The following is a 23,824-nucleotide window of genomic DNA, read 5'->3' as shown; positions in this document are numbered from 1 at the left end:
AGTCTCGCGTGAACGCGGGCTTTAAGTTTTTCGACTCCGCTCTGGCGCGGCGGCGGCTGGCCTTATCGGCGCCTCCGCGCCGGAGAGACGTGCCCGGATGACGGCCTCGAGCCGCTGCGTCTCTCTGGTGAGGTTGAACTCTTCCGCAACGAACTCCCAGCCCTGCGCAACCAGGGTTTGCCGCAAAGCAGTGTCGCTTAGCAGCCGCAGCATTGCCTGTGCCATCTCAGCAGGGTTGCCCGGCGTGAACAACAGCCCCGTGCGCTCATCTTGGACCAGTTCCGGGATACCGGTGATGCGTGGGGCTACTACGGGCACCCCGGCGATCATGGCTTCCATCAACACCACGGGGATCCCTTCTGAGAGGCTGGACATTACGAACACATCGGCCCTGACGAGGAGGTCGCGCACGGCCGACGGCTCTAGGTAGCCGTGGAAGGTCACGCGATCACCGAGGCCGTCGCGCGCGACGCTGCTCTCCAGTTCCTCGCGTTGGGGGCCGTCGCCGACGATGTCGAGCCGGCTGTCGGGACGGGTTGCCACCAATCGGGCGAACGCCTCCAGTAGAATAGGCAATCCTTTGACTGGGTCCAGGCGCCCGACGAAGATGAGGCGAGCGCCCGAACCGCTGGTGGCGCTTGCCGGCCTCGGATCCGGACCCGGCTCCACGCCGCAATGCACGACATGCAGCCTGCTCCACACATCCGTGTCGCAGGAAATCATAGCTTGGCTGCGCGCCTGCCAGCTGATGCATATCGTGAACAGCGCGCGCTCAATCTTCTCACGCAGGCGCCAGCGCGTGGGTTCCGAAAGGATGCCGAAGCCGTGCAGAGTCATGCTGTACGTGAAACCCGCCATTTCGGCGGCGATCATGGCGACAAAGCCGCTGGCATCCGGGGCATGGTTGTGCAGGTGCTGGAGGCGCTCCCGCCGCATGATTTCGGCGACGAGTCCGGCCTCGGCAAAGTAAAAGCACTGGTAGACGATGGCGCGCAGCCCCGGTGGTCGCACCACCAGCGCCAGCGCCAGAGACCGCACATAGCGCAGGGGCGAAGAGAACAGGCTACGCCCGTGCGCCACCAGTAAGCGCCAGGGACTCGCCGGCAACAGGTAGAGGGTGCTCTCGGCTTCGTTTTGGGCCGGGCCGAGCGCGCGTTCGCGTGTCGGCGGCCGCCGCACTGAGATCGTGCGGACGTGGATGCCGTCACCTCGCAAAGTGGCGACCTCGCGCTGGATGAACCCATCGGTCGCCCGAGGGTACTCGCCGCAAAGATAGGCAAGGCGAAGTTCTTCCGGTGCTTTCTCGCTCACTGGATCGTCCGGCATGGGGGGTTGCGACCTTATCGCAAAGCAGAAAATGGGCAGGATTGTGACATATGTATCGTCGAGAAAGCCTCAACAAACTACACTAGGTAACTTCGCCTAGCAGGATCGCAAGAGATAGCACCCAGTTCACATGTTTGCGATGAACCTCCGACTTTCCATGCGTATCCACCGTAACTCTCGATGGAGCGCCATAAGATGGGTATAAAGTCAATGCTCCGGCGTCGTTTTGGGCCCGGCCTGCAGCACATTGCCTGGCGCACCGGGGTCATGGCCATGACCGGTCGTTCTCGTGGGCAGGCCGGGGCGATCGTTCTCATGTATCACAGTGTGGCCGATCGCGAGGAGGCTGCCTGGATCGATCCGAGTAATCATGTCGCTGCCGACGTCTTCGAGCAACAAATGAAGTGGCTTGCCGAGCACCGGAAGGTCATCTCCCTGGCGCGGCTCGTGGAAATCCTCAGGGACGGCGGTGACGTCGAGGAGGGGACGATCGTAATCACCTTCGACGACGGCTACCGGGACAACCTCACGGTGGCGGCACCCATCCTGCAACGATTCGGCCTGCCAGCCACGCTGTTCCTGCCGACCGGCTACATCGACCGCGGTGAAACACAGTGGGTGGACCAGGCCTACACGGCGTTTCAGCACCGCAGCGTCGTCTTGCTCCACTGGGGAGAGAGGGTGACGCGAGAGTATTCGCTCGAGGATCCCGCAAGTCGCGAGCAGGCCTACCAGGCAGTATGCGAGGACCTGCTTGTGGCTGGTCCGGATGAGCGGCGCCGCAAGCTGAGAGATCTACTGAATCAGCTGAGACCCTCTGCTGTGCCGCCGCGCCTCACGCTGACCTGGGACGAGGTCAATGAGCTGACTGGCACGGCCCCTTTCAGCCTGGGCGGCCACACCGTCGAGCACACGGACCTGACGACGGTATCTCTCGACGCGGCGCGTGACGAGCTTGCCGTCTGCAAGGGGCGTATCGAAGAGATGACCGGCAGCGCGCCACGCTATTTTTCCTTTTGTTACGGGCGCAATTCGGGCGCACTCCGTGCCCTCTTGCCCGAACTCGGGATCGAGGCCGCGTTTGGCAGCGGTGCTGGCGGTCCTTTCGTTACCGCTGCCCATGATCCCTTGTATTTGCCCCGCATTGCGGCCCAGGCGGATTTGTCGCGATTCCAGATGTCCCTCGATCCTGCCAACCGTGGCGCTTGGCGGAGGCTGGGTCGTTGAGCGAAGCAGCCCCCAGGGTGACTGCGGTCATCGTGACCTACGAGTCATCCGATACCATTGACGCGGCTTTAAGGGCGTTGCGGCTTGGCTACGAAGCCGGCATGCTCGAAGCGATCGTAGTGGACAATGCCAGCAGCGATGGCACGCCGGAGCAGGTGGCGCGCAATCATCCATGGGCGACGCTGGTCCACAGCGGAGGGAATCTCGGCTACGGACGTGGTTGCAACCTCGGCTTCGAGCGGGCGAATACGCCGTATCTGCTGGTGATGAACCCAGATGCGGTCGTCGAGGTGGAGGCGCTCGACACGTTGGTCAGGTTCATGGACGCCCACGAGAAGGCCGGTTTATGCGGGCCGGCGGTCGTGGAGGGGTCCGGACGCTTGCAGCTGTCAGGAGCCATGCTCACCCCCGTGAGCATCATGCTCAAACCCATTCTGCCGAGGCTTGCTGGCCCGAGAATGAGATCCGTGGAGCCGGGTGAATCGCCGATGCGCACTAACTGGATCTGCGGCTCCATCATGTTGATCCGCCGCCCGATGATCGATGAGCTCCGCGGATTCGATCCGCGTTTTTTCCTCTATTTCGAAGAAACGGACTTGTGTAAACGTGCCGCCGAGGCCGATTGGGAGATCTGGACGGTGGGCGAGGCGACGTGCCGACACGTCGCTGGCGCGTCGGCCGGAGTTACTGGTGAAAGCCTGGTCCAGGGAGCCATCGCCAAGCATTTTTTCGAGAGTCGATTTTATTACCTCGTAAAGCATCATGGCCGGGTGCCCGCGGTTGCTGCGGAGCTTGGCGAGCTGTGTGCGATGAGCCTGCGCGCCCTGATCGAGCGGCTTCGCGGACGTCCTTATCCAAATCTCGGACTGAGATGGCGTGCGCCAATACTCAAACAGCCGGCGCAGCCGGAGGATCGCGGTCGATGCGTGGATTAGGCGATCCGAGCGAACTCGACATCCGGTTCGACCGTCATCCGGGCAGGTCGGGTATACGGCCGGGTGGTGAACTGCTGGCGACCAGCATCGCCAGTCCGTATCCATTCGCCTACGCCAGGACAGCCCTAAAATATGGCCTCAAAGCGCTCGGATTCACGCATGGCGATGAAGTCCTCGTGCCCGACTTCCTTTGCGAATCGCTGGTCGAACCCATGGACCAGCTCGGTGTGACGCCGGTCTATTATCCGGTGGGGCTGGGTCTCGTGCCGGAATGGGATCAGCTTCCGCACCTGATCACCGGCGGCACGCGGGCTCTGCTGGTACTGCACTATTTTGGACAGCCGCAGCCGATGGAGCGCTGTATTGCTTTTACAGAAACTCACGGCCTCATGCTGATCGAGGACAATGCCCATGGTCATGGTGCCGAGTATTCGGGGCGATTGCTGGGTACTTTCGGCGAGGCCGGGATCAGTGCGCCGCGCAAGTCTTTCCCGTTGGAGAACGGCGCCTGGCTTTACCTGGGGGGCACCTGTTCGGTAGACCTCTCCGGGCTGAGATTGCCTGGCAAGTCTGGTCGCCACCTGAAGATGTCGCTTCGGCAAGCCGCCGAGCGGCTTCCCGTCGCGCGAACACTGGTCCGTCACCTACGCCGGTGGCGTGAGCAGCAACGCCGTGCGGGGCCGCCGCCCGGTTACCACATCCCGGATACTTTCCGCGAGCCGGCTCTGCGATTCGACTACGGCATGAGCCAGGCGACACAGCACTTGCTGGAGAAACAAAATATCGACGAAGTGAGAATCGTGCGGCAGCGCATCTACCGCAGATGGGAGAAATGGGGCGAGACGCAAGGGCTCAAGCCGCTTTTCCCGCAGCTCGAGCCTGGGTCCATGCCGCTGGTTTATCCTGCGCTGTCGCAATCAGCCGAGGAAAGCCGTCGCTGGTTCGAGCGGGGTCACCGCAAGGGCGTGGACATTCACTCGTGGCCGACAATGCCGGAAAGCGTCGTGGCCGAGGACGGCCCTGCGATGCGCCTCTGGGAGCGCCTGGTGTGCTTCCCGGTCCACCAGGCGATGGACGAGGCCGCGCTGGAGCGCCGGCTTCAAGTATTGTGACCGGATTCCAGACCACCCGATGCGATCATCGATTAGCCTGTGTCAATGACGACGGCAGCGGCCAACAAAGCTCCCTCTCGCGATGTCGACCTGTCGCGACCCAAGGGCGGACGGGAAGCCGCGTGGGACGCATTTCTTGGCCGGCATCCCTTCGGTCACCACGAACAATCCAGCCTGTACGGGCAGCTGCGGTCTGCATACGGTTACGATTCCGACCGGGTCATCCTGAAGCAGGGTGGAGAGGTCGTCGGCGGCGCGCAGGTAATGTGGCGAAGCACGCCGATAGGCCGTATCGGCATCGTGCAGCGCGGCCCGTTGAGCCTGAACGACGATGCCGGCCTGCTGGCCCAGGTGATGGACCAACTCGACGGTTTTGCTCGTGAGCATCGGATCTCGATACTCCGTGTCGAGACCTTTGCGCAGCAGCATGCTGCTCGAGAAGTGCTGGTTGCCAAAGGCTTCGAGTCACGGACAGACTGGTGGGGCGAGCACTTGACTTCGCGGATCGAGGTCTCCGGCTCTGATCAAGATGTGCTGGCCCGGATGAAACCGAAGGGACGATACAATATTCGCCTCGCCCGACGCTTGGGGGTCGAAGTAAGAACTGGCAGCCGGGACTCATTGGACGAGTTCTATGCTCTGTATTCGATGAGCGCGGCGCACAAGGGATTCGGGATGTTCGATCGGGCGTACTTCGAGTACCTGCTGGATGTGTTCGGACCGTCTGGGCGCGTGCAGCAGTTCGTTGCGTATCATGACAACCGTCCGGTCGCCGCGCTTTTCAACACTGTCGTCGGTGAGCATATGTTGTACGGATGGGGCGGCGTCGATCGGAGCGACGATGTCCGCAAGCTCATGGCCGGGTACCTGCTGCATTTTAAGGCCATGCAGTGGGCGCGCGACCACGGCTGCCGGTTCTATGACCTGCTGGGAATTTCCGAAACGAGCACCGGTGGCCTGACTCGCTTCAAGACCCGCATAGCACCGGAGCATTTCCGCTGGCCTGTCACCATGTGGAAGTACTATGGCCCCTTGGCGTCTGTACGTTCCACCGCTACCCAGGTCGCATGGTCCATGCCGACTTTACGCAACCTCGTCATTAGGGCAGGGCGGCGTCTTGGGCTACACGAGACAATGCCATGGTGAGCCGCTGGGTTTCTACCCGATGAAGTACACGGTTATCCTCACACGGGAGCTGGATAACGCACTGGCATCACGTTGGAGCGCGATCCAGGCGACAGGCACGATCTTTGCGAGTCCATACTTCCGTCCAGAGTTTGCGCAGGCCCTCGCGGCCGTCCGCGACGACCTGAGAATCTGTCTGCTCGAGGACTATGGCCGCGTTGTGGGCTTCTTCCCTTTTCATTATGGCCGTGGAGGTGTCGGTCGCCCTGCGGGACTGAAACTGTCGGACCATCACGGCGTGGTTGTCGAGCGAGATGCGGAATGGACGGTGCTGGATTTATTGCGCGGTTCTGGCCTGGTGCGTTGGGAATTCGATCACCTGGTGGCCGGGCAGGGGGAGTGGAAGCCCTATATACGGCAGGTCGACCCCTCGCCGATCATCGAGACTATCGACGGGTACGAGGCCTACGAGGCGGACAGGACGAAGAGCCAGCGCAAGCACCTTCAGGACACGCTTCGGCGCATGCGCAAGCTGGAGAGGGAGCGTGGGCCGATCCGTTACGTCTCCAATACGCGTGAACCGACCGTGTTCGACGCCATGGTGCGCTGGAAACGTGAGCAGTGCCAGGCAACAGGTGTAGTAGACTTTTTCGCGCTGCCCTGGACGGTTGAGCTGATAAAGCGTATCCATGAACAGGACAGCCAAGAGTTTGGCGGCACGCTGTCCGCTCTATACGTTGGTGACAGGCTGGCTGCCGTGCACTTTGCCATGCGCTCCCGCACCGTGTGGCATTCCTGGTTCCCCGCCTATGATGACGAGTTCCGCCAATATGCCCCGGGGCTGATCCTGCTGGTGCACATGATCCAGCATGCGTGCGAGGATGGCCTCGCCCATATAGACCTAGGTAAGGGCATGGCGCCATACAAGGAAAATTTCATGTCCGGATCGATTCCCGTGGCAGAAGGGATCGCAACGCGGCCTTCGATCATCAACAGTATTCATGAACTGCGCACGCGCTCAGAGGCATGGGCACGGCAATCCGCGCTGCGGCCGCTGCTCCAGGCGCCCGGCCGCTGGCTGAAAGAGCAGGAGCGCCGACGCCGCTATGGTTGAACAGGAGATTGGCTTGGGTGATTCCACCGGCAACTTCAGGCCATTGCCCCGACCTCGCGTGGCCCTGATCGGGGGCGGCAAGATCGCCGAACAGCATCTGCTTGGACTGCAACAGGCTGGGGATGTCCGGTTGCAGGGAATCTGTGATCTCTCGCCAGCGTTGGCCGAGTACACTGCCGGGCGGTTTGGGGTGGCCGGATGGCACACGGACTACCGCGCTATGCTCGAGCAGGACGAGGTTGATGTGGTGCACGTCCTTACGCCACCCGCCACGCACGATCGGATCGTGCGGGACTGCCTGGAGCGGGGATGTCACGTCATCGTCGAAAAACCTATTGCCCTGTCCAACGAGGGCTTCAACGACCTGTGGGACCTGGCACAGTCCAGAAGTCTCAGGCTGGTCGAGAACCATAATTACCGATTCAACGCGCCGATTCGCAGGCTCGAGGCCATTGTCGCGCAGGGTGAGATCGGAACACTCGAGGAAGTCGAAGTCCGGATGGTCCTTGGCATCCGCGGCGGGGGGCGCTACGCCGACCAGAACCTCCCGCATCCGAGCCACTGCCTGCCGGCGGGCGTGGTGCATGAGTTCATTTCTCACCTCGCCTACCTTTTGCTTAACTTCCTGCCGGTGGATGAGCGTGATGCGATGGAGATTGCCGCGGCGTGGCGGAATCATGGTGGTGGGGATCTTTTCAAATACGATGCCCTAGACGCGCTCGTGCTCTCGGGTCCGGCCCACGGCCGGATCAGGTTCTCCGCTCACCAGTGGCCCGATGGCTTCTCCATAACCCTGCGAGGCTCACAAGGAGTGGCGAGCGCAGAATTATTCCATCCCACGGTCATGCTGGTGAAACAACGCCCGGGCGGCCAGCACCTGTCTCCGCTGATGAATGCCATGGCGAACGCCGGTAGTCTCGTCGGTGCGGGTTTCGGCAGCATCTGGAAAAAGATCCGCAACCGCACCGCATACGAGGGCTTGCAGGCGTTCCTGGCGGAGACGTACCAGTCCTTGCGCAGTGGCAATGAGCTGCCGGTTACATACCAGCAGATGGACCGGACGAGTCGACTGATCGACCGGCTACTGGCTGAGGAGAATAGGCTGTGAAGGTGCTGGTGACGGGAGCAGGGGGGTTCCTGGGGCGCTACGTCGTCAGCGCCCTGGTTGCGCGCGGTCACACGGTGCGTGCCATGGTCCGGCCCGGGTCATCCGTGCCCGAGGATTGGTTGGAGCAGTCTTCGATTGAGGTTTATCGCGGCGATCTCAGGTCGCGCGAGAGTTTGCAAAATCTGTGCATCGGCATGGACTGCGTGGCGCACCTGGCGGCCGCCAAGAGCGGGGACTTCTACGATCAGTTGGGCGGGACCGTGATAGCCACGGAAAACCTCATCGATCGAATGCACGAGGCGCGAGTTAATAGAATCGTCCTCATCAGTTCCTTTTCCGTCTACGAATACCTGCGCCGGCCGGCGAGGAGCCGGATCGCGGAGGACTCCCCGTTAGCGCAGGATCCGGAAGTCCGCGACGAGTATTGCCGGACCAAGTTACTACAGGAACAACTCGTGCGGCGTGCTGCTGCGGCGAATGAATGGTCCCTGGTCGTGCTGCGGCCCGGGGTTATTTTCGGGCGGGACAATCTTTGGAATGGGCGGGTGGGGTTTCCTGTCAATGATCGCTGGTGGGTTTGCACCGCCCCCTTCAGTACGGTTCCACTGTGCTATGTCGAGAATTGCGCCGAGGCTGTAGCGCTGGCCGTGGACCATGGTGGCTCACCAGATGGGCTTACGCTGAATCTTGTGGACGACGATCTGCCGACACACTGGGCTTATTTGAAGCAGTTCCGGGAGGAAGCGGGGCAGGGCGCTCGCATTGTTCCGGTGCCCTGGGCCTTATTGCGCGTCATGGCGGGGACAGCGTCGCTGTTCAACAGGGTGTTCTTTCGAGGTAGTGCGAAGTTGCCCGGGCTGCTGGTGTCGAGCCGGCTCCATGCAAGGTGCAAGCCCATGCGGTTTGGGAATGCTGTAGCCATCCAAGAGATCAACTGGACTACAAAACGCTCTTGGGATAATGGATTGCAGCGTTCAGCGAACTCTGGAATCGGTCTTTCCCTTTAGGGCCCATTCGCGCGTGATAGGTTTAGCGATGGCGATTGTCTGGAAGCCGGCTTTTTCCAAGCTTCGTCGCGATGACTTATTGTAGATCGCACAATCGGCGAATGCTCGGGCGTCGTCAGGAAGTTCCTGGTGCATGATGTAGCGGTACATCGACGGACAGATGCCCCGTCCACGGAATTGTGGGTAAGTGCGGACGCGGAAAAAGACAATATCTTCGTCCCGGAGCGGCACGAACCAGTTGAGAAAATGCTTTCCTCGACGTGAATGCAATACGCCAGCTACGGTATCGTCGAACATCGCGACCCACATGAGCGAGTGATCTTTCAATTCCCGAGCGTCGGTTTCGAGTGCCCCGTGTCCTTGATTCTCTACAATTGCCTCTCGCACAAATGCCGGAACGTCCGCGAAGTGCGCAAAGCGGAAAAATTTAATCTCGGGGCGAGTCTCGACCGGGTAAGGACCGTTGCGGACAAATACGTGATGGTCACTTTGGAAACGGCCCCGATAGGCCCAGATGACTCGGTTCCAGACGCGGTATGGAAATTTGAGGATATGGCTGAGCATTTAGAACGTCTTTCGCTGGAAAATCGGTATCCTAGCTTGGCTTTTTGGAAAACATGCAACAACCGTGCGCGCTAAGAGTCAGCTCTGTTCGCTTCTTAACGCGTACTCGAAAAAGTATCCTCGTGATATTTACTTGATCCGTTGAAGAATTCCAAGAGGCGTCACTCATCACATTTCGGGGCCACCTGACCATACCGCGGGAAGTCCCATGAGATTAATTTAGATGAACCGGAACAAAGATCAAGATTTATCTATAGGATCAGTGTCCCCTGAGGTTGCTGCAGTCCGTCGGCAGGTTTCCGCTACCCAACCGGACTGGAGTCGTGAGAGAGCCGGACGCTATTGGGAGCCAGACAAACGCTTGATTGCATCAATCCGTAGTTATCAACGTTATGCAAAAAAAAGGGGGATTTTGGCGGCGGTTTTCAAACGTTTCGCTACATTAAGGCACCGATTTTGGTCTGCCGTCACCGGGGCGGACATTCCAGCAAACACCCGTATTGGCGGTGGTCTACGGCTCACTCATCCGAATGGGGTCGTTGTCCATCCCAATTGTGTAATTGGCGTCAACTGCCTGATATTCCAGCAAGTAACTTTAGGGTGTGGCGGAAAGAAAGATGGCGTGCCTACTATAGGTGGCCATGTTGACGTTGGTGCTGGTGCAAAAATACTCGGCGGTATCAAGATCGGAGATCATGTAAGAATCGGTGCAAACGCTGTGGTGTTGGACGATGTCCCAGATGGCTGTACCGTGGTCGGGATTCCTGGGAAGATAGTTCGCCGTTTTGGTGCTTAGTTTAGGGATATCCAAACAGCAGATTTGAGGGATTTAAATAACGCCGTGTTGACATGGATTCTGCTCTGAGAAAATTTGATGAGATTGGCCGTACTGAATGGCCCAGCGGTTTCTGCGCAGGTTACGCTGCTAGACCATACGCTTGAGCAGGGGGTTTTCATTCCGAGTGCCTGGTGAGGGCGCCGGTGGTTATACAACTGGATCCAGTCAGCTATGACCCGCATTGCATGCTGCTGGGTGTCAAAGCGGTGACGATGCACGCATTGCTCCTCCAACATCCGGATGACGCGCTCGACCAGGCCGTTCTGCTGCGAGCGATGCGGCGTAATGAACTACTGTTTCAATCCATAGCTGCGGACCAGCCGCGTGCAATGCTGGCTGGTGAAGACCACGCCATTTACCAGAGCGCAGCAGGAACTGCGTCTGGACGCGTCCCCGGCTGCCGTGGCGACCGATAAAAGCGCTTGCCCCAAGGCCGGCCGCTGTCGTGGCCTTGCCGCTTTTGGAAAGCTGCCAGCCAAGCAGCTCCCGGCTATGGCGGTCGATCACCAGTGTCAGCATCAGCCAGCCGTCCCGGCCGCCCCAGACCCGACGCAAAACCGTGGCCCAGCGCTGGTTGGGCGCCGTCGCCATCGACGGCGACGCCTCGATGCGTGGCCGTGTGCGGCCAGCCAACTCAGGCCGCACCTTTGGCAGCGCCTTGGTCGGCCGGTAATACAACGTCGGACGAGGCGCACCGAACCAGCGACACAGCTGGCTAACGGAGACCGTAAAGCCCTCTGCCTGCAATCCCTGCTGGATCGAGAGGATCAGCTCTCGTCCTTGCCCAGCAGGGGACGCCAATTTTTCTCGTGCGCGCAGCTCCAATATTGCTTCGCCATACGCTTCCTGCAGATCCTTGAGCTAGCGCTCGTACTGCTCACGCAAATCCTCCAGCCGCGGCTTGAGCTCTTTCTCCATGCCGCGCTTGCCTTCTTCGGCCCAGCTTTCGATCTCTCAGGGCGTCAGATCGAACTGCCGGCCCGCCTCGGCGATGGTCGTCTTCCCCTGGACGATTTCCAGCACTAGCGCCGACTTGCGCCGCGCCGTCCAACGCTTGATCTCTTCGTACATCACAACGCTCATTGGTGTCTCTCCCGCAAGATTAGACTTGGAAATTACTGGGTCATTCCACTTGAGCCAAGAGCGGTGGCTGCAAAACGGCTGGAGTCCCTCTAAGTAACGGCGGGCCTGATCAGGCGAGTCCGACATTGTGACCTGCTCCACATTTTACAATCTAGTGTTACCGCTATTGTGGGACCCTAAGATCGATCATATGATCCAAGTTATTGGCCGAATCGTGTTATCTAGGAGTTCCTCTAATGTCCTTCAGCCGCCCTGCCAATGAAACAAGCAAATCTCGCTGGTCTTTCTATCTCACTCACCCTTTGAGGCTGTTTCATATTGGCATGGTGACAACAGCCTTGACTCTAGCCTGTGGCGGCGTGTTGGCACAGTCGCCTCCGAAGGCCCCTGCCCTGACCGCCATCGATAACGAGCCCCACCGGCTGATCCACGATTTTACTGGGCTCCCGCTCGATGAAAACGGCTGGACCGACTTCCAAGCGGTGATTGCCTCGGGTTACGAGGACGCACGCGTGGTGTTTGTTTCCGAGAGCCTTGGGGATGACGCTACGGGGTTAGTCTATGGCGTTTCCGATTTGTCTTTTGACCAAAACGGGATGTTTCAGCCTAACAAACAGATAAAGCCCTTTAAGACAATTCTCGCCGCAAACTCAGAGATGCGTGCAGGGTATCCCGATGTCCTGCTGTTAAAACGTGGTGATGAATGGACTAATGAGCGTTGGTCAACGGGTGATGGCGGGCGTGCGCCCGCTGGGCGTTCGAGCGAAGAGCGTCATATCATAGCTTCTTATGGCTCGGGTAAAAGGCCCCGGCTGCGAAACGACTCAGGCGTTTCCTTTGACAACGACGATACCAGCTTCATTATTATTTCTGGCTTGCATTTTTTCGCCAATGACTGGCTTGTGGCTGACCGCGCCATAGATATTCGCGGCACATCGAGCCATATTCTCGTAGAGGACATAAAGGTTGATAACCAAGTCAATATCATACAAGGCGGTAGCTTACAGAATATCGTCATTAGGCGATCAATATTCATTGGTGGGCAAGCGCACGATGGGCAATTTTATGCTGCCGCTACAGATAAGCTGTTATTCGAAGAAAATGTATTCTCTGAGCCGTTCCAACGCACTTACCCGGACCAGAGTAGGTTCGGGAGGTTCTTGTATCTAAATCCTGGCGATTACACTGGCCCAAGCCGTCTTCCAAACTTAGTTTTGCGCGGTAATATTTTCTTTCGCGGAGAAAGAGAATCAGCAGATTTCCGCGCTGGCGGCCGTATAGAAAATAATCTATTCCTCCAAGTTGATCGCCTCATAGTGGGCGGGCGAGGTGGAAGTGGCAACTCGATTCAGTCGGCTGAGATTGTCAGAAATGTATTTACTCAGGGCACGCCGAACACTAACGGATCGAATCTGATCCAGATGATTAATATCGACGGCGGGCAAATTGTCGGAAATGTATGGACTGATCCTCGGGGAATCGGGGAGTTTCTCGGTGTGTACATTGCGGGCACTGAGCAGACCTATATCGCCCGGAACATCGAGATTGCGGAGAACATAATGTACGGTTTTCGTAGCGCAACCAACCAGCCTACTTATGGGGTCTTCATTAGTTCAGCTCTTACCGATGTGGCAAATCTAGTCGTCAGGGATAATGAATTTCAGTTCGTTTCGGGAGCGACCGACATAATTTTTTACCAAGGTTGGGTTGAGGGTGATGCGCGATTGTCCGGCTTTTCTTACTCCGGTAATAATTATTACAGTACTTCAAGCTCGGGGCTGTTTACGCCGGGCGACACGTTAGCAGGCTGGATTACTAAGAGTGGTGAGGTCGGAGCTACTTTTGCTCAACAGGCATATCCTGATGCTGGGCGGACAGTAGAGACCTATATGAGTTCGTTAGGTCTTTCTGGAGATGCGGGAGCATTCGTTCTCCGAGCATTGGGTCAGTCGCGCTCAAATTGGCAAACTCGTTTTACGGCTAATGCCTTTAACTCTTACGTGCGCGAGGGATTCGGTGTTTCAAATTAATATGTTGAAATGCAGCGCGTCGATGTGAGGGTATTCATGGTCGCTTCCAGCGCTTCGTCGCGTTTGGGAAGCGAAGGTATCCTTCCGTTAAAATATTTCCAGTTGCTGTGGAGTGGCCCCCTTTTCGACCGTACAACTGGCTGACCGTTTGGAGAACCGGCCGCTGCAGTCGACCTACGCGGTGGTCTACTTCGATGCGCTCAGGGTGAAGGTCCGCGACGAGGGTCTGGTTCGCAACAAGGCGGTTTATCTGGCCATCGGTATCCTCGGCGACCGCGAGAAGGACGTGCTCGGCCTATGGCTGGAGCAGACCGAGGGCGCCAAATTCTGGCCTCGCGTGATGAACGATCTACAAGGCCGCCAACGTCGCTAGATGGCGGCGTCGCTGGCCGCAGGTGATCCCGTTTTTCGCCCTCTCGGAGGCCAGGAAAATCCTCTACACCAGCAAGGCGATCGAATCGCTGCATAGCCAGGTTCGCAAGGCTGTGCGCAACAAGAGACACTTCCCGAGCGATGAGGCCGCCACCAAGCTGATCTTCCTGGCGCTCAGGAACATCATCGCCAAGTGGGAAAGGCCACCGAAAGAATGGCGTGCTGCCAAAGCCCATCTGGCCGTCCAGTTTGGCAGCCGGTTCGTGATGAGCAGTTAACATTGGAACAACGGCTCACAAGCAGAATTTCTTTAGCTCCCGGAACTGCCGACACATCGGCGAATCTGTGACACGCTCCGGTTGTCTCCGGTGCCAACTTGGGTATCCTGTGTTCGGTCGCCCCACGTAGCCATCGTTGCGCCAAATGCCGAATTCCTTTGCATTCCTAGTGCTCTTTGCTTGGCCTTTAGCCATGTTGGCCTTTTTTAAGGCACTACCGCCATATAAGGCACTCATACTTTCTATTCTCGGCGGCTACTTACTGCTTCCATCAGGGGTCGCAGTTGACCTTCCGATGGTGCCGCCCTTGGACAAAGCCTCGGTAACGGCTCTCGTGGCCCTTGTTTTATGCTTCACACTTGTAAAGCGGACACAAAAAAAGCCGACCATTAACGGCCGCGCGAAGCGTTCCGCCCTAGGGCCTGAGGGAAATTCTCGTTCATCGAAGGCGCCTGGCCTGTCCAACGGGGCAACTGGTACTCGGGTTTTCTTCATTTTTTTCCTCGCGGTGCTACTTTCTCCTTTCCTGACAGTTCTGCAGAACGGCGATAGCGTGATGGCGGGTCCCCGGTTCATCGCGGGATTACGACCCTATGACGGCGTGTCGATGTCGGTCAATCTATTCATCGCACTTGTGCCTTTTTTGCTTGGCATGAGGTTCCTGGCGGCTGTGGACCAGCACCGCTACCTGGTCACTGCGCTCGCGATATCCGGTGCGCTCTACGCGTTCCTGGTTCTTTTTGAGGTTCGGATGAGTCCCCGGCTTCACATATGGATATATGGATTCTTTCAGCACAGCTGGGTACAACACATACGGGGCGGGGGCTTTCGTCCCATCGTGTTCCTCGAGCACGGCCTCGCCGTCGGGTTGTTTCTGGCGACGGCGATGGTTGCGGCCTCCGAGCGATGGCGGGAGGCGGCAAAGACGCGATTTGGCAGATTTCCATGGGTCGTCACGACATTGTGGATCGGGCTGGCGCTCTTTCTTTCCCGTAATTTGGCCGCGGAAATGCTGGCCTTGCTGTTCTTGCCCGTGGTCTTGTTGTTTAAAGTCCGCAAGCAGATGCTTGTGTCGGCGCTGGTCGCGTTGACTTTCCTCACGTTTCCCTTGTTGCGCGGCGCCGACCTATTCCCTATAGAAACCATTGTGAATGTCGCAGCCGAAATAGATCCTCGCCGTGCCGAATCCCTGCAATTTCGGTTTGGGCATGAAGATGCGCTCTTTGCGCGGGCGCAGGAGAAGCCCCTCGTCGGATGGGGGGGGTGGGGACGCAACCGTCTTTATGATGAAAGGACGGGTGCGGATTTGAGCGTGACCGACGGGGCCTGGGTGATTGTGATCGGTACCTATGGCTGGTTTGGGTACATCGCCCAGTTCGGCCTCATGGCGCTGCCTCTCTTGATGATCTGGCGATTGGAGCGGCGCAGTCCAGGCTCTGTGGAGCCCGCCACCGCCGCGCTTGCCATGATTATGGCGCTGTCACTTATCTACCTGATACCAAATGATTTCCGCAATCCGATTTTCTGGCTGGTGGCCGGTGCGCTCGCCGGGCGGTACCAACATGCGGTGGCGCATGAAGGGCGACCTAAAGCAGAGACTCGGGGTTCGATTTCCCGACGACCGGGCGTGCATCCACACCGAATGCCGTAACGGAATACCCAAATGAAAGCCTACGATTGACCATTCTCTTATTCTCAGTCGGATTCACTGATGTCTTATCTCTCCGAGGGAACTCTGTCACCGGGAGTGATCCTCGGCGCCGCAGTCAACGGTCTGAGCTATGCGCGCAGCTTCGGTCGATGCGGTGTGCGGGTTCTCAGGATCGACGCCAGACCCGGACCGACCTTTCACAGCCGTTAGGCGCGGCACATCGAGCTGCCGTGACAAGCGAGTGAGCAGATCCCGGGGGGGAAGCGCGATGGATGCCGTTCTCCAAAAGCTGCGGGCTGGTGGAATCGTGCCCGTCCAGCTTGGTTCTGCCGACGACTGGCAACCCTATATCGCTCGCCGGGCAGAATCGGGAGACTTTGATTTTCATTCGTTGACGGCGCCCCTGCAGTCGCTCGAGACGATCCTGTAGAAGCAGGCGCAGTGCGAAGCTGCTCAGGCATGCGAAATTTCGGTATCCGCATTCGCTAATGTCGCCCTGGTCGCGTCGGGTGAACGCCATCGGGAGATCCACCCCGTAATCCTCAAGCCGCGCTGGGCGCATGCCGGACGCTCCGCCATTCGCGGAACGGCCAAGTTCGTGGAATCTCCAGCGGAGTTGATCGCTCGGCTTGAAGAGTTGAAGCAAGTCGCCAACCCCGAGGACAACATCGTTCAGGAATCCGTGTCGGGGCTCGACAGCGCCCCGTAGGGATACTTGGGCTGCGTATTGCCGGCTGGCGAGCGCCTTGCATATGTCATCAAGCGCAAACTGCGCCAGTATCCCAAACATTTCGGTGACGGCTCGCTGGCTCTGTCCCCACAGTCAAACCGATATACCTTCGAGCGCGGCAACTACCGGCAGGCCTCCGAAACGGCGAGCTCTGACCCGCCTGAGAAATACTTCGCCTTCTACAACACCTGCCGGACGCACCAGTCGCTTGGCAGCCGGGCCCAGGATGAGGTTTACTTCCAGACCAGCGGGCTGAGGGAAGCGGCCTCAATCGTGACGACCGATGACGCTCACTTATCTTCCCCGATACGCTGTCCAATCAACCAAGACCGCCCCTGACGTCAAGAGTCCGAAGAGGGCTGGCGAGCAATTGCAGTCAAGTCAAAAAGTTTATTGAAATCTAGCAATTGAAGCATCAACCTGCCGTTGGAAAGCTGACATATTATGCAGTTGTTCAACGATGGACCTGCCGTTCTTCTCAAGCATGTGCCGCAAATCTCTCCCGTTCAGCAATAACAGGGCTCCCTCGATGAGATCTTGCTCATTATTTGCCACCCATAAAGATTCATTGTGTTTAAGTGTGTTCTCATAACCCCGGGCAGAATGAGCAGTGACTAAGGCAGTCCGACCATAGGAAAGGCTTTCGATGACTTTAATCTTTGTGCCCGCCCCATCCCAAAGCGGTACGATCGAACACGTTGATTCCATATAATGTCTATCGAGGTTCTCGACAAATCCCAAGACGTTGATGCCGGGGATTCTCGACCACTTTTTATGATGTGTTTTTGGTAATGACGAGCCGACAACACAAAGCTCGGCTGTTGGCTCGGCTTGATGAATTGCCGGCCAGCATTGCTCTATGAAACGATTTAGGCCCGCCAGATTGACAGGGTGGTTAAACGAACCAACCCATAAGAGTTGCTTGGTATCGGGCGATGGCTGATATGGTGGCCTTGGATCCATCTGCCACGCGATATTGGGGACTACGTCTACACCATCGCGTTTCAACAGAGCCAAGTCGTTTTCGCTAGAAACCCAGCACCTGGTATAGCGGTTCACCCACTTATCGAACTCGACCTGCAGCTGCCGAAGTTTCCAGCGGACTAAAGGTCGTTGCCAACGAGGAGTGCCTGGCGACGAAAGGCGATTCGCCAACACTGACGTGTCCAAATCGTCAAGATCAATCAGAGAGGGGGCAAGCGATGACACCCCGGCAACTTCGCTGGCCTTGAGATAGCGTCCAATAACGAGGTCATATCCACCTCCATCGAAGACTTGTTTTAGGGCGCTGAAGATTCTGTGGTTCGATCGGTATTCATATTCTATGTGCTTAAACATCCGATCAAGTGCTTTCTTCCAAAGCGGGAATTCCGGTAAAGGTGAAAATCCTGCTACATGGTATCCGTTGTCTGCAAGAAACTCAGCCTGCCCACGACCGCGAAGCAGGAAAATATCGACCTGGTGATTACGCCTTAAAGCATCGATAAGCAAAGCTGTGCGTTGCATACTTCCAGCTACGTGTGGAAAAGGCATATGGTAGGTTACGAACAAAATCTTCATGTGGCAAAATCAATTATGCAGATCGGGGCATTACGGCATTGATCCAGCGTCGCTGTTCTTCGGTGAAGTCGCCTCGCCAGATACGGTCGTTTGGTGCGGAAACCAAGCGATATAAACTATGCCCGTAATCGATTAGGGGCTTGTACGGGGCAATCTTCAGGCGAGCGCACACCCTAACCATTTGCTTTAAGTTCCAGTCGACGGAGTCAATGTGGAGCAAGCTGAAATTGAGCATGCGTCCATCACCGAAAAAGTCGACCGCTGCGGGATTGGCTGACGAATTAATTCTTTGGGTAACGGCGCGAATTGCAGAGTCTGCGCCGGATAGCCATTCGAAAAACGGAATCATCGGTAACGAGCCACAGGGCATCGCTTTATGTGGGTCGCGCCGAAACATGGTGTATTGATGAATCATCTGCGTCGGGTGCACCAAGGACTCTTCGTTCATTGGTACGATTGCGCGCTTCTCGGGTTCAAGATGTTTGTGTTGAAGTTCTAGGAGCGTATCGTAGTCTCGTGTGTGTCCGCTCTTGTAACCGATCTGATTGAACATTTTTATTGGAGGGAATCCCAGAAGCCATTCCAAATCCACAAATGCTTCAAACGTGGTTGCAAGTCGGTCGTCCCTGCAAATCCCATTAACGTTGTACCATGAAATTCCCTGCACCTTCGCTTTGGATTCTTTGAATAGTGAGAAGCGGTTTGTAATGGAATTATCGAGAAGTAGCGCATCATAGTCATGTAACAGGATATGGCGCGTGGTGGCATGGCTTATTCCAATACTCCAAGATAGCCACGAATACAGATAGGGAAGACATAGTTTTTCGGCGATGGCAGATTGACGCGCAGAGTAATAAAAGAACTTCAACGGGGTCCCCGACAATACTGCTGTCGCTTGGGATTCGATGGCAGGGTCGATGCATCCCGCAGGCCCATCAACGACCACAATGACTTTAGTCAAGTCGGGCCAATTTAGTTTGGCCAAAAGTCGAAGATTTCCGAGCAGGACGTTTGGCAGTCGTGAACACATCCCAATTATTATTGTGCATCCCTCTCCTGGGCACGGCGCCACTGGCCACTCCACGAGGTTTTTGATCCTCTGCCGGACTACCTGACGGTAGAGGTAAGCGGGTATTAATTTCGTCCAAGTTGCGTATTTTCCATGCATGCATCAGTTCCAGATGACTAGATTGTGAACCGCCCCTCGTGGGCACGGATTGGTTTAGGCTGTGCCGTGACGGCTGGTGGACTTGGCGATATGAAGCCACCCTCCGCGAGTCGCAAATACCATTGATGTCTGTGGCCGGCGAATTCTCATCCGAGCTTGCTCTAGAGTTCGACGTAGACTGATCATGGCATTAGTGAGTTCTCTATGGTGGCCAGTGCGTGTTATTTGAGAAGCGTTCAATCAGGGCGGTTTGTCTCTTGCAACATTCGATCCTTGTAGGCCGGATGCCGACGACAAGGAAAGTAGGGTGAGTGTGTCAAACAGTGCCCTATACATTTTACCAACCAGTTGGAATTGCCAGAATGAATTTATGAAGCCCAATGGGTGGAATGAGGCTGTTCATGGAGACCACGAACACGAGCGGCATCTATTTGAACCAATCCACAGTAATTGAAATCAATAGCATGACGGTCACCCCGGTGCCAAGTCCCACGACCCTCACACTTCTCGGCCTCGTCGGCATGGGTTACGCTTGACATCCCGGAAGAGCCTTGGAGTGTCGCCGCAGGACCGGGCCATTTTGCCAAATGTCTTGGTTCCGCGTTCAAATTACTGTATGCAGGTTACATATTTGACTGGGATTCTTGGCGTTAGGCGGCGCTCTGTTCGGTCATCTTCGTCCGGAGTATGACTCCCTCCGGCAGAGAATTCGATGTCGCGTCCTGAGGTCCATCTTGAAGTGATGCAACAGCTTGACGCCTGGTTTGGCGGGGCAACAAGGGTTGCAGTAGCCTTTTCAGGGGGGGTGGACTCGGCACTCGTAGCCTTCTGGGCCCGCAAGGTGCTGGGTCGGGACCGATGCGCGGCCTGGACAGGGGACTCGCCGAGTCTCAAGCGCCGCGACCTCGCCGTGGCGCGGTGGTTTTGTTCTCGGCACGACATCCCGTTGGTGCTAGTGAATCCCGGCGAGATCGATGATCGGAACTACGCGAGCAATCCCCCGGATCGCTGCTACCACTGCAAGACATCTCTTTACACGAGCATTGCGGCCGGCTTGTCCGCCATGGCTGGGCACTGGTGGATTTGCAGTGGCGCAAACTTGGACGACCTGGGCGACTATCGCCCAGGACTGGCTGCGGCTCGCCATCACTCCGTCCGTCATCCCCTGCTCGAGTGCGGAATCGGCAAGTCGCTGGTCCGCGAGCTGGCCCGTGCGAATGGTCTTGAGGTCTGGGACAAGCCCGCCAGTCCCTGCTTGAGCTCGAGGATCCCTTACGGTGAGTCGGTGACCCGTGGCAAACTCGCGCAGATAGAGGCCGCCGAGAGGTGGCTGCTCGAGAGAGGCTTCGCGGTCTGCAGGGTCCGGCATCACGGCAGTCTCGCCCGCGTGGAAGTCCCGCAGGTTCGAATTCACGATCTGGCGAAACTGTGGCCGGACCTATGCCGGGCGTTTCTCGATTTTGGGTTTTCGGAGGTGGAAATGGACCCGGAGGGCCTGGTGTCAGGCAAGCTGAATCGCGCTATTGGAATCGACTGATGCAGGCCATGCTTCATGCCGATATCGACCTCGATTTCGCCCGTGCCGAGCGTATCGGACTGCCTGAGATCATCTACGGTGCGGGCAAGTCACCCGCACAGCTCGTCGAGATCGCGCGGCTGCACGAGGCTCGCGGAGCGAACATGCTCGTCACGCGATGTGAACCTGGCCAAGTCACCGGGATCGACGGAATCTACGATCCAGTCTCCAGGACCTTCCGCATGATTCGCAGCGCGCCGCAGGCGATCCCTGGAAGGGTGGCTTTTGTTTACGGCGGCAGTTCCGATCTGCCGGTGGTGCGGGAGAGCATCGTCACGTTTGAGTTCCTTGGCGGCACCGCCGAGGAAATCGGGGATTGTGGGGTGGCAGGTATTCATCGCCTGCTTGCACACCAGGAGTCACTGGCGCGCTGCCAGGTGATCATCTGTTTCGCTGGTTTCGAGGGCGCGCTGCCGTCGGTCGTCGGCGGCCTTTTCCCCCAGCCCGTGATCGCCGTTCCGACGAGCGTGGGCTACGGCGTGGCGGAGGGCGGCCGGGCGGCCCTGCACTCGGCGCTGGCGAGTTGCGCGAGTGGCGTCACCGTCACCAACATCGACAACGGCTGCGGGGCAGCGGCCTCTGCGGCGCGCATTCTTCATCAACTGGCAGCGGATGAGCGTGCGCGCGCTGCTCGTTGAGCCGTACAGCGGGATCAGCGGCGACATGTTTGTCGCCGCAGCTTCGGCGTTGACCGGATGCGAGCAGGAGGTCCTGTCGTTGCCGGGAGTCCTCGGGCTTCGCGGGGTGAATTGCCGTTTTTCGGATGCCCGCCGGTCGCACATCCTGTGCAGGCGGTTCGAAGTGCTTTGGGGAGGAGACTTTCTCGAGGACGAGGGTGGAGCAGATAAGCACCGTTCGCTGGCCGAGATCCTGGAGATGATCGACCAGTCGACGCTCGATCAGGCAATAAAGGGTCGTGCGAGTCGGATGTTCGAGCGGCTGGGCGCCGTCGAGGCCGGGGTCCACGGCATCGCCCTCGAGGAGGTTCATTTCCACGAGATTGGCGCACTGGACTCCATCATGGACATCGTGGCTGCAGCGCTGTGCATTGAGCGGCTGGGTGTCGGGGCGGCATTCAGCACGCCGATCTGTGTGGGCAGCGGGATGACGCAGGCTTCGCACGGTGGGCTTCCGGTGCCGGCACCCGCGACGGAGCGGCTGTTGCACGGCATGCCGACAGTGACGGGTAAGATCGGTGGAGAGTGGACCACTCCCACCGGCGCGCTGATCCTGGCCGAGCTCGGGGTGGAGTTCGATTGGCCGGCGCACACGGTCATGGCGTCCGCCTATGGCGGCGGGTGCCGTGATATCGCGGAGCGGCCTAATGTCTTGCGCTTGCGCCTGGCCGAGACCCGCGGCGGGGCGTTCAACGAGTCGCGGTCGGATACTATCATGGAGTTGCGCTGCAATCTCGATGACCTGCCGGGCGAATTGCTCGGCGCTGACCTAGTTGCGCACCTGCTGGACCACGGTGCGCGGGACGTGACGATCTACCCGGTCATCATGAAGAAAGGGCGCCCCGGGCATGTGCTGGAGATACTCGTGGATCGTTCGTATGTCGAGGACATTGCGAACCTGCTCCTCGAGTCGACGAGCACCATCGGCGTGCGGATGAGCGCAGTGAGCAGGATCACACTGGCGCGGTCACAGGGCATCGTCGGCACGCCGTTTGGCAACGTGGCGGTTAAGATGGTCCAGCTGCCGTCCGGTCGGACCCGGGTGACACCCGAGTTCGAGGCCTGTCGCCAGCTGGCCGAGGCGGCCGGGGTGGCGGTGCTCGAGGTATACACGGCTGCGCTCAAGGGTAACGGCGCATGACTCTGCGTCCCGCCATAGTCCTTGGAGGTGATGTGAACGGGCTCGGGCAGGTGCGAGCGCTAGGGCGTGCGGGCATCCTGGTCAATGTGATATGTGCCCACCGTTCTGAGCCGGCCGCCCATTCGAAGTATGCATCGGCGATCGTGGTGCCCAAGGGGGGCGAATACGAGGCTCGCCTCGTTAACGCGATCATCTCGTTGTCCAGGCCGGACCGGGGACCGGTACCGTTGTTCGCCAGCAGTGATGCTTTTGTCGAGTTCATCGCGCGGAACCGGGACCGGTTGAGTGAATCCTGCATTCTCAATATCGTGGATGACGACACGCTGTTCATGGTGACTGATAAGATCGGGAGCCACGACCTTGCGGTGCGCTGCGGAATCCGTGCGCCATCCTTGGTGCCCCTGGCCGAGTTCAGCGACGACCGTTCTCTCGTGGACCGATTCGGCTATCCCGCGCTGGTCAAGCCGCGCGATTCCTACACCGTCGCATTTCCCTGGAAGAATTTCACTGCTCACGCCCCAGCGGACCTCGAGAAGGTGCTGGACACTTGGCCCGAGCTTGTGCCCTACGCCCTGGTGCAGGAGATCATCCCCGGTCCCGAGAGCGGTATTTACCAGTGCAATGTCTACATCGGCAAGGATGTGCCGACGCAGTTCTGCACCGTGCAGAAGCTTCACCAGCAACCCGTGGGGTTTGGAACGATGTCATTCGGGCGCACCCGCTGGAATCCACCGCTGGTCGAGGAGACTGCGCGCCTGCTTGAGTCCGTAGGCTACACGGGCTTCGCCTCGGTGGAGTTCAAGCAGAGCAGTGCGGACGGGCACTTTTATCTCATCGAGATCAACCCCAGGCTGCCTTGGTACAACAGCCTGTTCGCGGCGAGTGGCATCAATTTCGCTTTGCTCGCCTACCGTGACCTCACGGGCGTGGAGCCCGAGCAGGTTGCGGTCGTGGAACAGATAGACGATGTCTACTGGCTGCACTTGCGCAACGAGTTGCGAGGCGCCGTGGAGCGAGCCCGGCGCGGGCAGTGGTCGGCCGCAGCACGCGAGCTTGCGGGTCTCTGGAGATCGCGTGCTTTTGGCCTTTTTTCCGTCACCGACCCGTTGCCGTTCGTCGTCGGGTATGCAAACTATGTCCGTGATTTCGCTGCGACCATCCGTCGAAAATTCGCGGCTGGATCATGAGGCTTGTGAATGAAA

General features: G+C 58.3%; 21 protein-coding genes and 1 pseudogene. 16 read left to right on the top strand and 6 right to left on the bottom strand.

Going from position 1 to position 23,824, the window contains the following annotated elements:
- Positions 1-21: 21 nt before the first annotated feature.
- On the bottom strand, positions 22-1,311 hold the full coding sequence (locus tag G8346_RS15155; protein ID WP_206202695.1) for a glycosyltransferase family 4 protein: 1,290 nt from the start codon (positions 1,309-1,311) through the stop codon (positions 22-24).
- A gap of 282 nt (positions 1,312-1,593) precedes the next feature.
- Here G8346_RS15155 and G8346_RS10380 point away from each other — a divergent pair, with 282 nt between their 5' ends.
- Genes G8346_RS10380 through G8346_RS10350 form a run of 7 tightly spaced genes read left to right on the top strand, consistent with a single transcriptional unit; the run spans position 1,594 to position 8,954 of the window.
- Positions 1,594-2,553: a polysaccharide deacetylase family protein gene (locus G8346_RS10380; protein ID WP_166050938.1), complete on the top strand. Its 960-nt coding sequence runs from the start codon at positions 1,594-1,596 to the stop codon at positions 2,551-2,553.
- On the top strand, positions 2,550-3,488 hold the full coding sequence (locus G8346_RS10375; RefSeq protein ID WP_166050936.1) for a glycosyltransferase family 2 protein: 939 nt from the start codon (positions 2,550-2,552) through the stop codon (positions 3,486-3,488). The genes G8346_RS10380 and G8346_RS10375 overlap by 4 nt, the downstream gene beginning before the upstream one ends.
- Positions 3,476-4,600 carry a DegT/DnrJ/EryC1/StrS family aminotransferase gene (locus tag G8346_RS10370; protein WP_166050935.1) on the top strand — a complete coding sequence of 375 codons (1,125 nt, stop codon included), beginning with the start codon at positions 3,476-3,478 and terminating at the stop codon, positions 4,598-4,600. Before G8346_RS10375 ends, G8346_RS10370 begins: the two co-directional genes overlap by 13 nt.
- 45 nt (positions 4,601-4,645) lie before the next feature.
- Positions 4,646-5,746, top strand: a complete 1,101-nt coding sequence (locus G8346_RS10365; protein WP_166050933.1) for a peptidoglycan bridge formation glycyltransferase FemA/FemB family protein — start codon at positions 4,646-4,648, stop codon at positions 5,744-5,746.
- Positions 5,718-6,839 (top strand): GNAT family N-acetyltransferase, encoded by a 1,122-nt coding sequence (locus G8346_RS10360; protein ID WP_166050931.1) that lies wholly within the window; start codon positions 5,718-5,720, stop codon positions 6,837-6,839. The genes G8346_RS10365 and G8346_RS10360 overlap by 29 nt, the downstream gene beginning before the upstream one ends.
- The gene (locus G8346_RS10355; protein ID WP_166050928.1) at positions 6,832-7,947 is read left to right on the top strand and encodes a Gfo/Idh/MocA family protein; all 1,116 of its coding nucleotides are present in this window, start codon (positions 6,832-6,834) and stop codon (positions 7,945-7,947) included. The genes G8346_RS10360 and G8346_RS10355 overlap by 8 nt, the downstream gene beginning before the upstream one ends.
- On the top strand, positions 7,944-8,954 hold the full coding sequence (locus tag G8346_RS10350; protein ID WP_166050926.1) for an NAD-dependent epimerase/dehydratase family protein: 1,011 nt from the start codon (positions 7,944-7,946) through the stop codon (positions 8,952-8,954). Before G8346_RS10355 ends, G8346_RS10350 begins: the two co-directional genes overlap by 4 nt.
- Here the strand turns inward: G8346_RS10350 and G8346_RS10345 are convergent.
- Positions 8,922-9,518 carry a GNAT family N-acetyltransferase gene (locus G8346_RS10345; RefSeq protein ID WP_166050924.1) on the bottom strand — a complete coding sequence of 199 codons (597 nt, stop codon included), beginning with the start codon at positions 9,516-9,518 and terminating at the stop codon, positions 8,922-8,924. The two genes, G8346_RS10350 and G8346_RS10345, sit on opposite strands and share 33 nt — an antisense overlap.
- Before the next feature lie 223 nt (positions 9,519-9,741).
- Between G8346_RS10345 and G8346_RS10340 the strand changes: the two genes are divergently transcribed.
- Positions 9,742-10,314, top strand: a complete 573-nt coding sequence (locus G8346_RS10340; protein ID WP_166050922.1) for a serine O-acetyltransferase — start codon at positions 9,742-9,744, stop codon at positions 10,312-10,314.
- On the opposite strand, the gene G8346_RS15150 is transcribed toward G8346_RS10340, so the two are convergent.
- The gene (locus tag G8346_RS15150; protein ID WP_370520601.1) at positions 10,311-10,592 is read right to left on the bottom strand and encodes an integrase core domain-containing protein; all 282 of its coding nucleotides are present in this window, start codon (positions 10,590-10,592) and stop codon (positions 10,311-10,313) included. The two genes, G8346_RS10340 and G8346_RS15150, sit on opposite strands and share 4 nt — an antisense overlap.
- The gene (locus tag G8346_RS10335; RefSeq protein ID WP_206202694.1) at positions 10,555-11,181 is read right to left on the bottom strand and encodes a hypothetical protein; all 627 of its coding nucleotides are present in this window, start codon (positions 11,179-11,181) and stop codon (positions 10,555-10,557) included. The genes G8346_RS15150 and G8346_RS10335 overlap by 38 nt, the downstream gene beginning before the upstream one ends.
- A 494-nt stretch (positions 11,182-11,675) precedes the next feature.
- On the opposite strand from G8346_RS10335, the gene G8346_RS10325 reads away from it, so the two are divergent.
- The 4 genes and pseudogenes from G8346_RS10325 (at position 11,676) to G8346_RS10305 (ending at position 16,200) form a co-directional block, all read left to right on the top strand.
- Positions 11,676-13,469 (top strand): hypothetical protein, encoded by a 1,794-nt coding sequence (locus G8346_RS10325; protein ID WP_166050920.1) that lies wholly within the window; start codon positions 11,676-11,678, stop codon positions 13,467-13,469.
- A gap of 151 nt (positions 13,470-13,620) precedes the next feature.
- Positions 13,621-14,119, top strand: a pseudogene (locus G8346_RS14825) (transposase); the annotation flags it as partial.
- Positions 14,120-14,426: 307 nt separating this feature from the next.
- Positions 14,427-15,770 (top strand): hypothetical protein, encoded by a 1,344-nt coding sequence (locus G8346_RS10310; RefSeq protein WP_166050913.1) that lies wholly within the window; start codon positions 14,427-14,429, stop codon positions 15,768-15,770.
- A 268-nt stretch (positions 15,771-16,038) separates the two neighbouring features.
- A complete protein-coding gene (locus G8346_RS10305; RefSeq protein WP_166050911.1) occupies positions 16,039-16,200 on the top strand; it encodes a hypothetical protein in 162 nt (53 codons plus the stop codon).
- A gap of 690 nt (positions 16,201-16,890) precedes the next feature.
- On the opposite strand, the gene G8346_RS10300 is transcribed toward G8346_RS10305, so the two are convergent.
- Positions 16,891-18,060: a glycosyltransferase family 4 protein gene (locus G8346_RS10300; protein ID WP_166050907.1), complete on the bottom strand. Its 1,170-nt coding sequence runs from the start codon at positions 18,058-18,060 to the stop codon at positions 16,891-16,893.
- Positions 18,061-18,073: 13 nt separating this feature from the next.
- Positions 18,074-19,021: a hypothetical protein gene (locus G8346_RS10295; protein ID WP_166050906.1), complete on the bottom strand. Its 948-nt coding sequence runs from the start codon at positions 19,019-19,021 to the stop codon at positions 18,074-18,076.
- 919 nt (positions 19,022-19,940) lie between these two features.
- Between G8346_RS10295 and larE the strand changes: the two genes are divergently transcribed.
- Genes larE through G8346_RS10275 form a run of 4 tightly spaced genes read left to right on the top strand, consistent with a single transcriptional unit; the run spans position 19,941 to position 23,809 of the window.
- Positions 19,941-20,765: an ATP-dependent sacrificial sulfur transferase LarE gene (larE, locus tag G8346_RS10290; protein WP_166050903.1), complete on the top strand. Its 825-nt coding sequence runs from the start codon at positions 19,941-19,943 to the stop codon at positions 20,763-20,765.
- A complete protein-coding gene (gene larB / locus G8346_RS10285; protein ID WP_206202693.1) occupies positions 20,765-21,442 on the top strand; it encodes a nickel pincer cofactor biosynthesis protein LarB in 678 nt (225 codons plus the stop codon). The genes larE and larB overlap by 1 nt, the downstream gene beginning before the upstream one ends.
- Entirely contained in the window at positions 21,417-22,622 is a 1,206-nt protein-coding gene (gene larC, locus G8346_RS10280) for a nickel pincer cofactor biosynthesis protein LarC (protein WP_166050901.1), read from the top strand. The genes larB and larC overlap by 26 nt, the downstream gene beginning before the upstream one ends.
- A complete protein-coding gene (locus tag G8346_RS10275; protein WP_166050899.1) occupies positions 22,619-23,809 on the top strand; it encodes a hypothetical protein in 1,191 nt (396 codons plus the stop codon). The genes larC and G8346_RS10275 overlap by 4 nt, the downstream gene beginning before the upstream one ends.
- Positions 23,810-23,824 lie beyond the last annotated feature (15 nt).

The organism is Thioalkalivibrio sp. XN279, assembly GCF_011089885.1.
GTDB lineage: Bacteria > Pseudomonadota > Gammaproteobacteria > Steroidobacterales > XN24 > XN24.
The sequence above is the reverse complement of the archived record's forward strand: the minus strand, read 5'-3'. Positions and strand labels throughout refer to the sequence as shown.

What these genes read in the sequence shown, in the direction of transcription:
- larB (WP_206202693.1), top strand. Translation starts at nt 20,765, where the DNA reads ATGCAGGCCATGCTTCATGCCGATATCGACCTCGATTTCGCCCGTGCC.
- G8346_RS10370 (WP_166050935.1), top strand. Translation starts at nt 3,476, where the DNA reads ATGCGTGGATTAGGCGATCCGAGCGAACTCGACATCCGGTTCGACCGT.
- larE (WP_166050903.1), top strand. Translation starts at nt 19,941, where the DNA reads ATGTCGCGTCCTGAGGTCCATCTTGAAGTGATGCAACAGCTTGACGCC.
- larC (WP_166050901.1), top strand. Translation starts at nt 21,417, where the DNA reads ATGAGCGTGCGCGCGCTGCTCGTTGAGCCGTACAGCGGGATCAGCGGC.
- G8346_RS10300 (WP_166050907.1), bottom strand. Translation starts at nt 18,060, where the DNA reads ATGAAGATTTTGTTCGTAACCTACCATATGCCTTTTCCACACGTAGCT.
- G8346_RS10340 (WP_166050922.1), top strand. Translation starts at nt 9,742, where the DNA reads ATGAACCGGAACAAAGATCAAGATTTATCTATAGGATCAGTGTCCCCT.
- G8346_RS10325 (WP_166050920.1), top strand. Translation starts at nt 11,676, where the DNA reads ATGTCCTTCAGCCGCCCTGCCAATGAAACAAGCAAATCTCGCTGGTCT.
- G8346_RS10275 (WP_166050899.1), top strand. Translation starts at nt 22,619, where the DNA reads ATGACTCTGCGTCCCGCCATAGTCCTTGGAGGTGATGTGAACGGGCTC.
- G8346_RS10365 (WP_166050933.1), top strand. Translation starts at nt 4,646, where the DNA reads ATGACGACGGCAGCGGCCAACAAAGCTCCCTCTCGCGATGTCGACCTG.
- G8346_RS10355 (WP_166050928.1), top strand. Translation starts at nt 6,832, where the DNA reads ATGGTTGAACAGGAGATTGGCTTGGGTGATTCCACCGGCAACTTCAGG.
- G8346_RS15150 (WP_370520601.1), bottom strand. Translation starts at nt 10,592, where the DNA reads ATGTTGGAGGAGCAATGCGTGCATCGTCACCGCTTTGACACCCAGCAG.
- G8346_RS10380 (WP_166050938.1), top strand. Translation starts at nt 1,594, where the DNA reads ATGGCCATGACCGGTCGTTCTCGTGGGCAGGCCGGGGCGATCGTTCTC.
- G8346_RS10305 (WP_166050911.1), top strand. Translation starts at nt 16,039, where the DNA reads ATGGATGCCGTTCTCCAAAAGCTGCGGGCTGGTGGAATCGTGCCCGTC.
- G8346_RS10345 (WP_166050924.1), bottom strand. Translation starts at nt 9,518, where the DNA reads ATGCTCAGCCATATCCTCAAATTTCCATACCGCGTCTGGAACCGAGTC.